Source organism: Ruegeria sp. AB6 (genome assembly GCF_056542685.1).
In genome coordinates this window covers 86,890-102,309 of the sequence record NZ_JBQGAD010000012.1, presented here as the reverse complement: position 1 = coordinate 102,309, position 15,420 = coordinate 86,890, and the positions used below count along the sequence as shown (strand labels likewise).

Sequence of the window (15,420 nt, the reverse complement as noted above, 5' to 3'; positions counted from 1 at the left end):
CTGAGAACAACAAATTACGATTTGATTATACAAAATGTTGGAGTATCCTTTTTCGAAGCACCCACATATAGATTGGCTGTTTAGGAGGGGACGGTGAAAGTTCTTAGATCAGCGGTAGCAACTGTACTGACTGCAACGCTGATGACTTGCCCCAATTTAGGCGCAGCAGACCAAGTCTCGGAGCAGATAGAAGCGCTGCTACGGTCAAATACGAATGCGAGTGGCACACTTTCTAACAGTAAGAGTTTGGACGCAGGAATCCTTGTGCCTCGTTTCTATACAGACAGAGAATTTGCGCCAGCTTGGACAAGTTTTGAATTGGTCGACGAACTATTTCAGGAGTTGGATGGAGCAATTGATCAGGGCTTTACGCCGAGTGATTTCAAGCTAGAAGAGCTTCGATCCGCTTTCAAAGACTCACAGGCTGGCGATGCCTCAAATAAAGCCCTGTTCGACATTTTGGCAACCGACGCCGCAGTAAAACTCGTGCATCATTTGGTTTTTGGAAAAGTCGATCCAAACGCATTGGACGACGATTGGAACTTCTCAAAACCAGTAATTCAACAAGACCCTTCCATTGTATTGAACCAATTTCTTCAAGGTGAAGGCTTCAGCGCTTTGATTGAACGCATCGATATCGACAATGCGCAATATACGATGCTCGTTGATGCATTGCGCAAATACAGAGCTATTGCATCAAAGGGAGGCTGGAACAAAGTCCCCGAAGAAACAGTTCTGAAGCCGGAAATGGTGGATCCTGCCGTCGCCGAACTGCGAAAAAGGCTAGCGACAGAAGGCTACGATGGAACAAATGAATTTCCAGAAATCAGGCAAAACGGCATAGATCCAGCTTGGGTTTATGACGATTACTTGGTGCAGTTGGTTAAATCCTTTCAAAATCGTCATGGCTTGGAAGCAGATGGCGTCGTTGGTGGTAAGACTTTCGCGTCTCTCAACAAACCTGTCGAAGATCGCATAAACAAGTTGCGCCTCAGCCTGGAACGAGGCCGTTGGCTCATGCGGGAAATCGACGAAGAGTTCGTGCTGGTAAATATTGCAGGCGCTCGTACTTACTTGGTCACATCTGGCGGGACGCTTTGGACCACCCGATCAATCACAGGTTCAGCCTACCGCAAAACCCCAGTGTTCCGAGATGAGATTGAATACATGGAATTCAATCCGACTTGGACCGTTCCCGCCTCGATTTTTCGGAAAGACAAGCTTTCGCGCATCCGCAAGGATCCTGCCTATCTGGCGCGCAACAACTACTTAGTTCGGAACAAAGACGGTCACACAATTCCTGCCAACGCTGTGAACTGGGGGGCAAAGAATCCCGGCGTCACTTTGGTTCAGCAGCCGGGCCCAGACAATGCGTTAGGTTTAGTCAAGTTCATGTTTCCCAATAAATACGCAGTGTACTTGCATGATACCAACGACCGCAGCCTTTTCGACCGAAATGAGCGGAACCTAAGTTCCGGCTGCGTGCGTCTTGAGTATCCGTTCGAATTTGCCAGCCTTTTGATGGAGGGAGAGCCGGGCTGGAGCCGGCAAAAGATGCAATCCATTCTCGATAGCGGGAAGACAACGCGAGTTAACCTACCCGAGCCCATGCCGGTCCTTTTGACCTATTGGACTGCGTGGGTCGAAGATGGGGCCGTACATTTTCGTGAGGACCCATACGAACGAGATGCTCGAATACTTGAAGCTTTGGACCGATGAACACGTCATTCTCAAAGAGATACGCAATTCTGAGTGTGCTAAATTGCCAGTAGGATTGGTGACTTCCAATTGGCGGAAATTCGAAGCAGTGTGAGCTGCAATAGGGGAGCACATGAGGGTTTGGCTCGTAAGAATAGTTGGGCTTGTTGCATTTCTAGCCTTCGCTGCCGTCGCTTTTGTCTGGTTGTTGCTTGCCGCTCCGATGTTCTCGGACACGCGGCGCGGCCTTGTGGAAAGAGTTCTTTCGGAACAAATTGGTCGGCCACTTCTTGTCAACGATGATGTAAGCGTCGCGCTTGGCCGCACGAGTTACATTCACGTCGGTGGCGTGGTTATCCCGAGCCAGACAATGCCGGAGTCACCTCTTGTAGAGTTGAACCTGCTGGAACTGGAGCTGGACATTGTCGCCTTGACCAACGGTCGTCTGTATTTTGACAATCTCGTCGTGGAAGGGCTCCAAGCAAATCTTCTTACAGCCGCAGACGGCACGACAAGTTGGCGAAAAGGCAGGCCAACACCCAGGCCCGTGTCCGAGGAACCTGTATCAGCGGATGATCAAAAAGACGTCGCTAGCGCTGATAGTATCGATGAAAGCGACACCGAAAGCAGTGGGATCTTGAACTTCCTGAGCGACAAGAACGTCAGTTTCACGTCAATCGGGTTAAACATCGACGACAAGGTCTCGGGCTTCTCGTTTGTGTTTGACCTCCAGTCACTTGCGCTCGAACAAGTAGATAATGGACAAAGAACAAAGGTCTCTGGTTCCGGCTCCGTCAACGGTCAGGGTTTCGAAATCGAAGGCGACTACCCCCATGACGCGCCATTTAAGACGCGAGCGAGTTTTGGAGAAATGACCGTGAGCTATGATGGCGAGCCCTTCACGGAAGACGAAGGTGGTGGCTATCGAGCTGTGTTGGAGATGGACACCGGTGAATTCGGTGATTTTCTAGATGTCATTGGGTTGGAACGCGTTTTGGAAGGGAATGGCCAGTTGCAGGCTGAGCTCGTGTCTCAGGACGCCCTGAAGATCGAGGCGTTTACAACTACCGTAAGCCTGGAGGATGGACAAAAACTCGAAGCTGAAGGTTCAATAGATGACCTCTACACCGCTCAGGGCGTTGATCTGCTTTTCAACGCACGGCTTCATCCGGAAGGACAGCCGCCGCCAGCAGCAAAAAGTATCCAAGAACTGAAGTTTACTGGCTTTGAAATGCATATGGTCGGATCCCTGGCTTCCTTCGAATTCGAGAAGTTGCTGTTCCAGACCAATGCGTTCGACCAGGGGTTAGACGTAATCGGCCCAGCCTCAATCGAAAGCATTCGCCGCATGCCAGATGGCCGGCTCGCCATGCTGGGAATCGCGCTGCAAGCCGGGCCAATTGACGAGCCTGTCCTGAAAGCCGAAGGTGAAATCCTCGATCTGCTTCAGCTTCAGAACGTGACTTTCGATGGTTTGCTAAACGGGCCCGCCAAGTTGATTTTGCCCAACCTCAACGAAGACTATGTTGACCAGTTCGGCGGCGTCAAAGCCGATTTCAACATATCCAATGCGGGCGGGCCAGTTTCTCTCAACAGGTTCAACGCGACCACTTACGACACCGATCTCTGGGCGCTCGATCTTGCACTATCTGTCAACGAGCTAAAAGGGCTGGCTGGTCTCGATTTTGATGTGAAACTGGACGTCGACGACAGCGCCCAGTTTCTGACCGCGCTCAACCTGCAACCTGTTGAAATCGGAGCACTCGCTATCGATGCTGAAACCTCCAGGCAGGGTGAAGACTTTGATGCCGCAATCCAGTTCGAGGCTGGGTCTTCGCATCTTCTTGCGGCTTTGGATGCAAAGTTTCCCGAAGGTGCACCCGTCATCCGTGGCAACATTACGAGCGAGCGTCTCGATCTCAACGACCTAAAGAACCTGACTACTGTACTGGACCAACTGAAAAGTCTGCTAGGCGAGACCACGAAGGAACCTGAAGCCGAAGTTCAACCTTTGGTTTTACCGAAGGAGACAGACGTCCAGCCCTTGGTATTGCCAAAGGAAAAAGGGAAACCTGCCGATCTTCTGGATGTGCAGCGCGTGCTGCTAGAAGCTGACGTTGAGGTACAGATCGAATTCAAAGAGATTGTAGGCCAGCAAGGAGTAACGTCCGTTTCAAGTCAATTGTCTGCCAAAGATGGAACTGTGGATTTCGGACCTCTTCAGATGGCTTATGGCGGTGGAAACTTCAGCTTACGGGCGGTCATGGATCTGATTGACTCTCCTGGTTGGCTTTCATTGTCGGGATCGACCTCGGGATGGGAATTCGGCGAAATCTTGGATGAGTTGGGCATTGGTATTGAGGCCTATGGGCGTTTGAGCGGTGAGTTCAACGTTTCTGGCAGTACCGCCTCGGGCAAGGCCTTCATCAATTCCATGCGTGGCAATGTGTCTTTGTCGATGTCACAGGGCTATATCAGTACCAGTTTGCTGGAGTTAGCCGGGCTGGGCATCTTCCCATGGCTGTTTTCGGAGGAGTTCCGACAAGGTTACACCGACATCACTTGCGTGGTCGCCCCGGTTGATATTCAAGCTGGGCGGGTGAGCTCAAACTCCATCGTTATTGAAACGGGATCGGTTCAATTGGTTGCAAAAGGGCAATTGGATTGGCTGAACGATACGATAGCAATAAGAGCGGAGCCGCGGCGCGTTGGCAAACCCCTATCCCGAAGCGCTTGGCCCTTTGATGTGACGGGCCAGCTTACCTCACCAAAGTTCAAGCTGGATGTGGGTGGGTCGAGAAACAAGGCCCCGGAAGGCGCTGATGCCATGCCTGCCGACAGGCAGCCATGTGTACCGGACATCAATCAATTGCAATAATCGGGCGCGCCCTAGTTCTTCAGCGGTTCCGGCTGCTCGGCCTGACACGCCAGAACGGCCTCAATGGCTTTTGCAGATCCGCTGAGATCGAGTTCAACCTCGGCCCCGCTTTCGCCAATGATCGTAACGCTTTGGCGCTTTCCAAACTCGGTTACAAACGCCGGGTTGTCGAAAAAGGCGTAGCCACCGGGAACTCCATTCTTGTAGACACCCACGGCTTCTCCTTCGAATTTCGCATCACCAAAGTCGAACCTTACGATGCCCGTCGCACCGTCTTCGATTTGAACCCAGGCCGGATTAAAGGCAGCAAAGAAGCCGCCAGCCTGATTGGGCGCTGCACCAATTTCAACGGTCATGTCGTTTTCAAAGGGCTTCCACGCGAGACAGCCGTTGCCCTTTTCGGGATCAATCAGGATTGTCCAGTCCCCGGAATCACCCCACCGCTCCATACCAGCGGCATGAAGTAAGCTTGCACAAAACAAAGCCAATGTTGCCAGCACATACCTGTACATTTTTAACCCCAGATTAGTTTTGAAGGTTTACCCATCCTACCGATCAAGGAAGATCAATCAAACGATACAGAAGAAGCTTAATCAGGTCACAAGTTTTTGGTGCGCAACAGTGAAGTCTGCTTCCTGCTCATAGCCGTATACGCTGCTATTGGAAGGAATGCCCGGTTTGAACAGTCTGCTGCACTTTGCAAAGTCCGCTTTCTGCGCATTGCTGTCATTGGGACATCGCGCGGCAGCGGTCAAAATGGGCTCGCTGCCGTCGTTAGTTGCGGTTTGCCCAAATGACCGTTTCGCGGACAAAGCGGATAGTCAAATGAAGTGCAGGAATTTCTGCTGTCGACCAGTTGCTGACATCTGGCATTTACCGTCGATGCAGAGATGCGGCCCCCCAAGGCGACATTCGCTGCGGCCGCAACATAAACGCAGTTCATTTGACAAATTCAGACGCGTTTAGACAAAATCAGACATGTCCAGTCCAACCATAACCCAGCATGAAATAATCGCTCTCGTGACTCCACATTTCAATGCGTCGGCGACAACGTCGTTCATTGATCCGTTTCGCGTGGCTAACTACTTGTCAGGGAGAAATAAGTTTTCGTGGACCCTTGTCTCAGAAAACGGCGGCGGGATCGAGGCCAGCAATGGGATGCTGATTGAAACCGCCCCCGTTAAAGACGTCAATGAAAGCAACCCTTGGCTCGTTCTTGTTAGTTCAAGCTGGACGCCCGAGCGCTACACGTCGCACGAGCTTCGCAATTTGTTTCAAAAGTGGTGGCGGTCGGGCGCGATCATCGGTGGATTGGACACAGGCGCGATCATACTTGCAAACGCAGGTATGCTGAAGGGAAAGACAGCGACGGTTCATTACGAACATATCGATGCATTCATCGAAATCGCCCCGGATACGGACGTGTCTGAGAATATGTTCGTGCAAGATGACCGCATATTCACGTGTTGCGGGGGCACGGCGTCTACTGATGCGGGGCTGCGGTTAGTGCATGCGGTGGCCGGCGAGAGCATTGCGAATGCGACGGCGCGGTATCTGTTTCATCACGAGGTTCGAGGCGAAGGGCGTTCGCAGAACCCCAAAGTCGTCGAGCCAATGGGCTATGTCACGTCTGGCGTTGTGCGAGCGGCAATCGACTTAATGGAAGCCCACCTCGAAACGACGCTGTCGATACCTGAGATCGCGGAAAGACTGGGTGTCTCACAACGTCAGCTCAGCCGATTGTTCGATCAGTACGTGTACAAATCACCTGTCGCCTATTATCGCGACATTCGCTTGGACCGGGCCCGCGGACTGGTTACCCAAACCGAATTGAAATTCAGTGAGATCGCGGCCGCATCCGGGTTCAACAGTCAGGTTCATTTCAGCCGCGCCTATAATCAACGGTTCGGTTTAACACCAAGCGCAGATCGGATCGAAGGTCGCGTCCCTTTCGAGTTCCGCGCCTGGCCGATGTACAAGCCGGATCTCAAGAGCGATGCGGACGCGTCGCGATCTGCATCGCCGTAAGCATTTTGTCCCGCTTCGCGGATAGCTCCGCCGTGGTTTTGCCCTCGGATGCTTTAACCATGCCGTCGACCAACAGTTTTACGGTATAGTCGTCTAGTCGTGGATCGCCCAGATCGTCCCACCATCCGTTAAACGTGTCTTTGAAATGGTCGCAAAAACCCTGTAACCCGCCCTCACCGGCGCCAAGGTGAAACAGGGTTGTCGGCCCCATGGCAGCCCATCGCAGTCCCGGCCCGGCCCACATGGCTTTGTCGATGTCTTCGACGCTCGCCACGCCTTTGACAACCATGTGTACCGCCTCGCGCCAGATGGCCGCTTGCAGACGGTTGGCAACATGTCCTGGCATCCCCTTGTTGATGCGGATGGTCACCTTGCCGATGTCGACGTAGAAGGCTTCAGTCCGGTCTAACACTCCCGCCCCTGTTTCTGAGTTAGCCGTAAGTTCGACCAAGGGGATCAGGTGCGGTGGATTGAATGGGTGACCAAGGATTAAAGGGCTTGGGTCTTTCCAACCTTTTTGTAACGCCTCCAACGTCAGACCGGAGGTCGAGCTTGAGACAATCACGCCGGGTTGCAGCACGGGCTCTATCTCTCGGTAGGTTGCGTGTTTGAGCGTCAGCCGTTCTGGCACGTTTTCCTGCACGAACTGGGCAGTTTGCACCGCTTCACCCGCGCGCGCAACAAAGCGCAATGCGTCAGGCGTGGCGCGCGCGGTTAGCCCTAATTCGTCCAAGGCGGGCCACGCCCTTTCAATGTACTTTCGCACGTTGGTTTCCGCGTTCGGATCAGGATCGAACACCGTCACGCAGCGCCCCGCTGCAAGAAAAAGCGCAGTCCAACTCGCGCCAATGACGCCAGCACCTAAGACGGCTGTATGTACAATCTCGTCCATCAGAAAAGCCCCGGGTAAAGCGGTGACGCAGCGGTCATACCGCCGTCAATTACAAAGAGCTGACCTGTCGCGAATGCAGCTTCGTTCGAGGCCAACCAAACCGCCATGGCGGCAATATCGTCAGGCTTACCGAACCGGCGAACAGCGTGACGGGCCAGTGCGTCCTGCTTCGCTTTTGCAGGGTCGTCAGCAAGATCAAACCCTGCATCGAGCATTCCGGTTTCGATCCAGCCAGGACAAATTGCGTTGCAACGAATGTCTGGTCCGTGATCCACGGCGATGGAACGCGTCAGCCCGTGCACGAACGCTTTTGACGCATTGTAAAGCGCCATGGACGGGTCCGCGACGTTGCCAGAAATCGAGCCGATGTTAATAATCGATCCGCCTTTGGGCATAAGCGGGACAAACGCGCGGCAGCAGTTAAAAACGCCACGTGCATTTACGCCCATCACCAGTTCCCAGTCGGCATCCGTGGTATCAACCACAGTTTTCTCGACCTGCACACCCGCATTGTTGACCAGAATGTCCGTCGCCTCGGCGATGATGTTCACTGCCGCAGGATCTGACACGTTGAGCTCATGCCAAACGACATCTTCAGGCAGTCCGCCGGGTCGAGGCCCACGTCCGCAAGTCGTAACGGTCGCGCCCTCGCTCAAAAACGCGTCTACGATACCGCGGCCGATGCCTTGCCTGCCGCCCGTCACAAAAGCGCACTTGCCCGCCAACCGCATCAGTGTGCCACCATCACGTGCCGGATCGCGGTATAGGCATCCAAGGCGTAAACTGACATGTCGCTGCCTGTACCCGAGCCTTTCATCGCGGCCCACGGCATTTCGGGCGTGGCAACGCCGTGGGTGTTCACCCATGTGAAGCCATAGCGCAGCTTAGAAGTCATATTCATGGCGCGTCCCACATCGCGGGTCCAGACCGAGGATGCCAAACCATAGCTGGCTGAATTTGCGATCTTCAATGCCTCTTCCGCATCCGAGAACCGGGAAACGGTGACAACAGGACCAAAGATTTCATTACAGGCAACCTCCGCGTCGTTGTCTACATTGGCGATGACTGTGGGCTTGTAGAAGAATCCGTCGCCGTCGCCTGTGGCGCCGCCTGAGACGATCTCCGCAGCGTTGCGCGCGCGGTTAACAAAACCAGCGACACGGTCGCGTTGAGAAGCGGACACAAGCGGCCCCATTTCCGTGCCTTTGGCCTTAGGCGCACCGATCTGGATCTGGTCAACCTGATCCTGAATTGCAGCTACGATCTGGTCATAAACACCATCAGCCACCATGATGCGGCAGGGTTGCGCGCAGTCCTGACCGGCGTTGAAATAGCTGCCATATCGAATCGTCTCGGCTACGGCATCAAGATCTGCGTCTTCGAATACTATGACCGGGGCCTTCCCTCCCAGTTCAAGATGCACGTGACGGATTTGCTGAGAAGCCGCGCGCATGGCCGCCATGCCGGTAGCTGGTGACCCCGTGATCGTTATCGCCTCCATCTCTGGGCTGTTGATCAACGCGTCACCAACGGACGGGCCGCGTCCGTGGATCACGTTCAGCACGCCCTTGGGAAGGACATCCTGTAATAGCTCCGCCAGACGCAGCGTAGACAGCGGCGTCAGTTCAGAGGGTTTCAGTACTAAAGGACAGCCTGTCGCAACCGGCGCGGCCAGCTTCCATGACGCCATCATCAACGGATAATTCCACGGCGCAATTGCAGCCACAGGCCCGACTGGATCACGGCGGATCATGGATGTGTGGCCTGCAACGTACTCGCCGGTCGCAGACCCCGTCATGGTGCGAGCAGCGCCTGCGAAGAAACGAAAGACGTCGATGGTCAGCGGCATCTCGTCATCGTGCGCAGATGGCCACGGTTTGCCGACATCCAAGCTTTCCAGCTCGGCCAGTTCTTGGCTATGCGCTTCGATCACATCAGCGATCTGCAGCAGCAACGCCGCGCGCTCTGCCGGAGGGGTTCTCGCGAATGCGTCAAACGCTTCTGCAGAGCTGCGGGTCGCCGCCTTAATCTGCTCCGGGCTTGCCTCGCGTACCGCCTCGAGCACCTCGCCTGTCGCTGGGTTCAGGACATCGAGTGCCTCGCCTGTGCCTTCGACCAGCTCGCCGTTTATCAGCATTTTCGTTTGCATAGGTCCCTCCCTAGAACCCAACCTGATCGCCGCCCTTTAGCGCCAGACGCGCGCGCGCCTCTTCTGGAGTAGCAACTGTCAGACCCAGATTTTCGATGATGCTGCGGATGCGAATGACCTGCTGCGCATTTGACGTCGCAAGCTCGCCTTTGCCGATAAAGAGGCTGTCCTCCAGCCCGACGCGCAGGTTTCCGCCGCGCATCGCGCTTAGGGTGGCAAAGGGCATCTGATGCCGCCCTGCCGCCAGCACTGACCATTCGTAATTCTCGGGCCCAAACAGTTTGTTAGCGGTGTTGTGCATATGAACCAGATGATCGGGATCCGCAGCAACTCCGCCCAAGATGCCAAAGACCATCTGTATAAAGAATGGCGGCTTGATAATGCCCTGATCTACGAACCATTTGACGTTGTATAGGTGGCCCAGGTCATAGCATTCGAACTCGAATTTGGTGCCGTGATCGCCGCCGAGCTTTTCGATCGCATAGCGGATCGTTTTGAACGTGTTGGGAAAGATGAAATCTTCGGTCATCTCAAGAAACGGGCGTTCCCAGTCGAATTGAAATTCGGTGTACTTTTGCAGCATCGGGAAGATGCCAAAATTCATCGACCCCATATTCAAGCTAGCCATCTCCGGGCTGGCAGACGTTGCCGCCAAAAGCCGGTCATCCATCGACATCCCCAGCCCGCCACCTGTCGAGACGTTTATCACAGCGTCAGTAGACTGCTTTATGACCGGCAAAAACTGAGCAAACAGTTCGGGACGAGGATCAGGTTTGCCAGTCTCTGGATGGCGCGCGTGCAGGTGGATGATCGATGCACCGGCTTGGGCGGCTTCAATGCTGGCGGTGGCAATCTCAGCAGGGGTAACCGGCAGGTGCGGCGACATGGAAGGGGTATGGATACCGCCCGTGGGTGCGCAGGTGATGATAACGGACTTTGGCATCAGAGTTTCATCTGCTGAACTTGCGCCGACAGCCCGCCATCGAGCACCCAAAGCTGACCGGAGGCATAGCGCGCTTCATCTGAGGCCAGCCAATTAACCAGATTGGCAATGTCCGTGGGTGTGCCATAGGTGCGCATCGGATGCACGTCTCGCACGGCCTTTTGCAGTGTTTCAATATTGCCGCCACCCCCGCCAGAACCATCACCGTTGAAAAAACTCTGTAGCATCGGTGTATCGATGTAGCCTGGGCAGATCGCATTGACGCGGATGCCTTCGGGACCATGATCGCAAGCCATGGCGCGAGTCAGCGCATGCACCGCGCCCTTCGTGGCGCAATAGGCAGCAAGGCCGGGATCGGCGATGAACCCGTCATACGAACCGAAATTGATCAGGCTGGCGCTGCTGCCCGACTTCGCAGCTTCACGCATCAGCGGCAGTGCGTATTTTGAAGTCAGGAATGTCCCCGTCGAGTTCACAGCAAAGCTCTGATTCCATTCCTCAAGCGTGGTTTCCTCCACGGTCTTTTCGATTTCGATCCCTGCGGCGTTCACCAGAATATCCAGTTTTCCCTGTCCACGTCGCACTGCTTGCATTGCGGCGATAGCATCGGCCTCTTGCGTTACATCAAGTTTCAAAAAGATGCTGCCATCGTCGTCATGGGCATTGAGCGATCCATGGGGTGTGAGATCGGCAGCGTAGACCGTCGCACCTTCCTTTATGAACCGCGCCACAATCGCGCGTCCTATGCCGCCGCGTGCGCCAGTCACCAGCGCGATTTTTCCGTCAAGCTTCATCAATTCTGGTCCTTCAAAGGGGGATAGCGGTAGCGATTTGCGGCTGCGGTCCAATCCATATGGTTTCGCACGTATTGCTGGCTGGCGTCGCTCGGCGGGTTGTAGTCCCAACTTTCGCTTGCACCTGCTTCCATCGCAGCGTGCAGGGCCCGACGAGATTTTTGCGTTGCGATGATCTGTTTGCGCAGTGCTTTGCCATCCCAACGCGCGGCAACCTCCGCCGCAAAGTTTGACGCCGCATCGGCATATTCCGCATCTGCCGCGACATTGCGCATTTCCAAGGGATCTACGCTGAGATCATAAAGCTGAGCTGGATCACTGTCGCAATGAATGTATTTCAACACCCCGCGCCGGATCATTATCACGGGATAGCCCGTCATCTCTGCGCAGTATTCACCAATTGCTTCGTCAACCGGGTCGTCCTCGCCACGCATCAAGGGGACCAAACTGCGCCCGTCTATCGGTTCACCGAGCATTGACAGGTCGCCGCCGGCAAGTTCGATAAACGTTGGCAAAAGATCCACGAGCGAAACAGCATTACGCGCTGTCCCGACAGCAACGCCCGGCCCGGCCATGACCATGGGCACCCGGGCTGAATGTTCAAAGAAGTTCATCTTGTACCAGAGGCCACGCTCGCCCAGCATATCGCCGTGATCAGCAGTGACTATGACAATAGTGTTGTCCAGTTCTCCAATTTCCTCGAGGGTCTGAACAAGCTCACCTATCTTGCTGTCAAAATAGCTGACATTGGCGAGATATGCCCGGCGGGCACGGCACACTTCCTCTTCCGTCAAGGGCACATACGAGGCTTCGATCCCGTCCAGCAAACGCCGAGAAAACGGATCTTGATCCTCAAGCTTTGGCACAAACGCCGGCATGTCGATGTTATCATCGGAGTAAAGGTTCCACCATTCGGGACGCGCCACATACGGATCGTGCGGATGGATGAAACTCGCCACCATAGCAAAAGGCGCATCCAGCCCGAGCGCCTTGTCCCTTGCGGCATTGATCAGCCAGCGTTTGGCGGCAAAAGCGACCTCGTCATCAAAATCGATCTGGAATGTCGCATGCGCCAGACCGCTTTCTTTAACGGTCTGCATGTTGTGATACCACTTATCGATCCGCTCGTCAGGAGCTTCCCAATCCGGGGTCCAGGCAAAGTCCGCGGGGTAGATATCGGTGGTCACGCGATCCTCAAACCCGTGCATCTGATCGGGACCGACAAAGTGCATCTTGCCGGACAGGCACGTGCGATAGCTGAGCGATTTCAGATAGTGTGCAAAAGTGGGCACTGACGCTTTGAATTCAGACGCGTTGTCATATGCCGCAATCCGGCTGATGTTCTGCCCTGACATAAAGGCAAAGCGCGACGGGGCGCAGAGCGGCGAGTTGCAATAAGCTGCATCAAAGCGCATCCCGCGCGCAGCCAACGCGTCCAAATGCGGAGTCTTGGCGATCTTATGTCCGTATGCCCCGGTGAAATGCGGCGCCAGTTGGTCCGCCATGATCACCAGAATATTCGGCCGCGTCACGCGGCACCTTTTTCGTAGGCGTCCAGAACAAGCCCGTGGAAATGGTGAACCGCGTGTTCCGATTTGCCCGAGCCATCGGGATCATGAACAATCCGCCCTTGCGTGAACGCCGGCGTATTCATCCCGCGCTGTACACTTTCCACGAGGTTGATGTCTTCGACCTGAAGCACTTCGTCCAAGTATCGGATCGCATCTAACTCCATCTCGTCAGGCTCAGGCGTTTCAAGGAAAAAGTCGTAGGTTTCCAGTGTCCGATCCGGGTCCACGGGAATGATGTTCAACACAATCATGCTGGAGCGTCCGGGATAACGCATCAGGCACGTTGTCGGGTAAAGCCACCAAACGGCATGAGTCTTAACTGTCGCATTGGAAACGTCATACGCGCTATTCGCGTTTTGACCCGCGTCCGCCATATGGCTGGAATAAATACCGTGGGTCGTCACCTTATAGGTGTCCATATCCACCAGATCGCAGAAGTCCTTGTGCGCGGTCGGGCAGTGATAGCACTCAAGGAAATTGTCGACGACGTTTTTCCAGTTCGACTTGATATCATAGGTCAGCCGATGGCCGAATGTCAGCTGATCCACATCAGGTGCCCAATGGCGCACCTCCGTTTCAAGGTTCCCGGATTGTTCAGCGAGGGGTCGCGCATTCGGATCGAGGTTAACGAAAACAAAGCCGCAGAATTCTTCGACCTGCACTTCATCAAGGCAAATTTCACCCGGGTTGAAATCAACAAGGCTCTCAGTATGCGGCGCGCGCGCCAACTGCCCGTCCAGCTTGTAGACCCAAGCATGATAGGGACACATGATCCGCGTCGTGTTGCCTTCTCCTGACAGAAGCTCATGCGCGCGGTGCTTGCAGACATTATAAAAGGCCCGCAGAATTCCTTCCTTGCCGCGTACAATCGCAATCGGATTGCCCGCGATTTCCACGGTGCAATAAGCGCCCGGCTCGCGGGTCTTCTCAACATGACAAACCCATTGCCAAGTCCGAGCGATTACCGATTTCAGATCCGCATCGAACCACGAGTGATCCGTATAGGCCTCTGCCTTCAGGGAGTAGGAACGGGCTGGATCGCTACTGTAACCGCCAGAGATTTCAGCATCGTCGTTCATAACGTCCTCCCTTGCTTTGCAGCAGTGTAGGCAATCCAGCTGAAACGGTTTAACTAAAACCGCCGCAAGTTTAACATTTTTAGGCTTCGCTCGCCTATATTGGTCCCTTCGACTTTTTGGTCGTGTTCGCCTAGTCAAACGTCATTATGTTGGCTGGGAAGGATGCTTCAGGTTATGCCCAACTCGAAATGCGCACCCGCAGAGAACGTCTGCTCTCCGGCCATATCAACCGATGCTGCGTCCACAACTAGCGTCGCCTTTTGTCTTGGTGCGTACCTTCGCTGAAGTTCGTCCCAACTTCCGCTTTGCGAACAAACCAGCATAAATTACAAAAGGACAATTGACACTTAGCAAAACTGTTTCATGCAATGCGTCTCAAGGATTGGTAGGGGCGATAACATAAAGAGCCTTCAATGCTTCGCTGGGCTCGATCCCTGGCAAAGCAATGCGAAAAATCTCTTCCATTGTGCCTTGAGCGTACATCTCTGACAAAATGCGATCTATTAGCAATCGAAAATCATAGTCTCCTTTCGGTATCGCCAATCCTTGCTTTTCTATGGTTAGTATTTCTTGGGACAACTTGAATTTGCCCTTTAGTCCGGCAGCAATGTAGTTGACCAACAAAATCGACTGATCCGCAAAATACGCATCGATTTCGCCGTCTCTTAGCGCCTTGATACCGTCTGGGTGTGAACCGAACCGCACCATATTTGCTTCGATACCCTCCGCTTCAAAGGAATTGAGAACGGATGCTTCTGTTGTCGTGCTGCTTCTCATACCAATCTTCTTCCCCGCCAGCGCACTCATAGTGCCCTCGGCTTCAATTGGTAATAATATGGACGTGCCATCGACATATATTGGAAGCGAGAAATCAACGGCTTCGCGACGGGAAAGTGTTATAGTCGCAGCCCCACAGAGCATATCTATTTCTCCCGAGGCAACTTTGTCGAAACGATCCTTGGAGTCGACCGGAATGAACTGGACGTTCAATTCATTCAATTCCAGTTTCTTCGCGAGACGCTGTGCGACCTGATCGCAAATCAAGGGTGACAAGCCAAACGGCCGACCTTGGTCGTTGACGTAAGATAGTGGCGCAGCATCTATTCGAAAACCAAAGCGGATTTCGTTATTTTTTGTTATCCGTTCGATTGTCTGAGCAACCGCTCCAGTTGTGAATAGAACCATCACACTAAGTACAGAAAGCAAGCGCATGGGTTTTATTTCTTTAATCATTGTCCGTCCCACAGGAGTACAAGGCATCTCATGTCGAGAATAATACACGTTGAGGCTCAAAAAAGTCAGATTATTAACGACAAGAGTTTCTGGGCGAGGGAAGAAAACCGCATCTTGGCACCATAAGTAGCTGACTCAGTTTAGACTAGGGCATA

At 53.9% G+C, this 15,420-nt stretch carries 12 protein-coding genes; 3 read left to right on the top strand and 9 right to left on the bottom strand.

What is annotated here, in order from left to right; translation table 11 throughout:
- The first annotated feature begins 93 nt into the window (after positions 1-93).
- Positions 94-1,719, top strand: coding sequence for a L,D-transpeptidase family protein (locus ACR0DB_RS19530; RefSeq protein ID WP_336510154.1), 1,626 nt, complete (start codon positions 94-96; stop codon positions 1,717-1,719).
- Between the two features lie 112 nt (positions 1,720-1,831).
- Complete coding sequence (locus ACR0DB_RS19525; protein ID WP_480552580.1) at positions 1,832-4,576, top strand: AsmA family protein; 2,745 nt, start codon at positions 1,832-1,834, stop codon at positions 4,574-4,576.
- Positions 4,577-4,587: 11 nt separating this feature from the next.
- On the opposite strand, the gene ACR0DB_RS19520 is transcribed toward ACR0DB_RS19525, so the two are convergent.
- Positions 4,588-5,088 (bottom strand): hypothetical protein, encoded by a 501-nt coding sequence (locus ACR0DB_RS19520; RefSeq protein WP_170785369.1) that lies wholly within the window; start codon positions 5,086-5,088, stop codon positions 4,588-4,590.
- A 466-nt stretch (positions 5,089-5,554) separates the two neighbouring features.
- Here ACR0DB_RS19520 and ACR0DB_RS19515 point away from each other — a divergent pair, with 466 nt between their 5' ends.
- Positions 5,555-6,604, top strand: coding sequence for a GlxA family transcriptional regulator (locus ACR0DB_RS19515; RefSeq protein WP_480552578.1), 1,050 nt, complete (start codon positions 5,555-5,557; stop codon positions 6,602-6,604).
- On the opposite strand, the gene ACR0DB_RS19510 is transcribed toward ACR0DB_RS19515, so the two are convergent.
- The 8 genes from ACR0DB_RS19510 to ACR0DB_RS19475 form a co-directional block, all read right to left on the bottom strand.
- Positions 6,564-7,496, bottom strand: coding sequence for a 3-hydroxyacyl-CoA dehydrogenase NAD-binding domain-containing protein (locus ACR0DB_RS19510; protein WP_170785373.1), 933 nt, complete (start codon positions 7,494-7,496; stop codon positions 6,564-6,566). The genes ACR0DB_RS19515 and ACR0DB_RS19510 overlap by 41 nt on opposite strands.
- Entirely contained in the window at positions 7,496-8,227 is a 732-nt protein-coding gene (locus ACR0DB_RS19505; RefSeq protein WP_170770728.1) for an SDR family NAD(P)-dependent oxidoreductase, read from the bottom strand. Before ACR0DB_RS19505 ends, ACR0DB_RS19510 begins: the two co-directional genes overlap by 1 nt.
- Positions 8,227-9,645: an aminobutyraldehyde dehydrogenase gene (locus tag ACR0DB_RS19500; RefSeq protein ID WP_170770730.1), complete on the bottom strand. Its 1,419-nt coding sequence runs from the start codon at positions 9,643-9,645 to the stop codon at positions 8,227-8,229. Before ACR0DB_RS19500 ends, ACR0DB_RS19505 begins: the two co-directional genes overlap by 1 nt.
- Positions 9,646-9,655: 10 nt before the next feature.
- Entirely contained in the window at positions 9,656-10,588 is a 933-nt protein-coding gene (gene kce / locus ACR0DB_RS19495; RefSeq protein ID WP_170785378.1) for a 3,5-dioxohexanoate:acetyl-CoA acetone transferase, read from the bottom strand.
- Complete coding sequence (locus ACR0DB_RS19490) at positions 10,588-11,382, bottom strand: SDR family NAD(P)-dependent oxidoreductase (RefSeq protein ID WP_170785380.1); 795 nt, start codon at positions 11,380-11,382, stop codon at positions 10,588-10,590. Before ACR0DB_RS19490 ends, kce begins: the two co-directional genes overlap by 1 nt.
- Positions 11,382-12,914, bottom strand: a complete 1,533-nt coding sequence (betC, locus tag ACR0DB_RS19485; RefSeq protein ID WP_170791582.1) for a choline-sulfatase — start codon at positions 12,912-12,914, stop codon at positions 11,382-11,384. The genes ACR0DB_RS19490 and betC overlap by 1 nt, the downstream gene beginning before the upstream one ends.
- Positions 12,911-14,032, bottom strand: coding sequence for an aromatic ring-hydroxylating oxygenase subunit alpha (locus tag ACR0DB_RS19480; protein ID WP_170770738.1), 1,122 nt, complete (start codon positions 14,030-14,032; stop codon positions 12,911-12,913). The genes betC and ACR0DB_RS19480 overlap by 4 nt, the downstream gene beginning before the upstream one ends.
- A gap of 375 nt (positions 14,033-14,407) precedes the next feature.
- Positions 14,408-15,265 carry an amino acid ABC transporter substrate-binding protein gene (locus ACR0DB_RS19475; protein WP_170785386.1) on the bottom strand — a complete coding sequence of 286 codons (858 nt, stop codon included), beginning with the start codon at positions 15,263-15,265 and terminating at the stop codon, positions 14,408-14,410.
- Positions 15,266-15,420 lie beyond the last annotated feature (155 nt).

Excerpts from the sequence above, each read along its gene's own strand:
- ACR0DB_RS19525 (WP_480552580.1), top strand. The coding sequence starts at position 1,832 with ATGAGGGTTTGGCTCGTAAGAATAGTTGGGCTTGTTGCATTTCTAGCC.
- ACR0DB_RS19520 (WP_170785369.1), bottom strand. The coding sequence starts at position 5,088 with ATGTACAGGTATGTGCTGGCAACATTGGCTTTGTTTTGTGCAAGCTTA.
- ACR0DB_RS19515 (WP_480552578.1), top strand. The coding sequence starts at position 5,555 with ATGTCCAGTCCAACCATAACCCAGCATGAAATAATCGCTCTCGTGACT.
- ACR0DB_RS19510 (WP_170785373.1), bottom strand. The coding sequence starts at position 7,496 with ATGGACGAGATTGTACATACAGCCGTCTTAGGTGCTGGCGTCATTGGC.
- ACR0DB_RS19505 (WP_170770728.1), bottom strand. The coding sequence starts at position 8,227 with ATGCGGTTGGCGGGCAAGTGCGCTTTTGTGACGGGCGGCAGGCAAGGC.
- ACR0DB_RS19500 (WP_170770730.1), bottom strand. The coding sequence starts at position 9,645 with ATGCAAACGAAAATGCTGATAAACGGCGAGCTGGTCGAAGGCACAGGC.
- kce (WP_170785378.1), bottom strand. The coding sequence starts at position 10,588 with ATGCCAAAGTCCGTTATCATCACCTGCGCACCCACGGGCGGTATCCAT.
- ACR0DB_RS19490 (WP_170785380.1), bottom strand. The coding sequence starts at position 11,382 with ATGAAGCTTGACGGAAAAATCGCGCTGGTGACTGGCGCACGCGGCGGC.
- ACR0DB_RS19480 (WP_170770738.1), bottom strand. The coding sequence starts at position 14,032 with ATGAACGACGATGCTGAAATCTCTGGCGGTTACAGTAGCGATCCAGCC.
- ACR0DB_RS19475 (WP_170785386.1), bottom strand. The coding sequence starts at position 15,265 with ATGATTAAAGAAATAAAACCCATGCGCTTGCTTTCTGTACTTAGTGTG.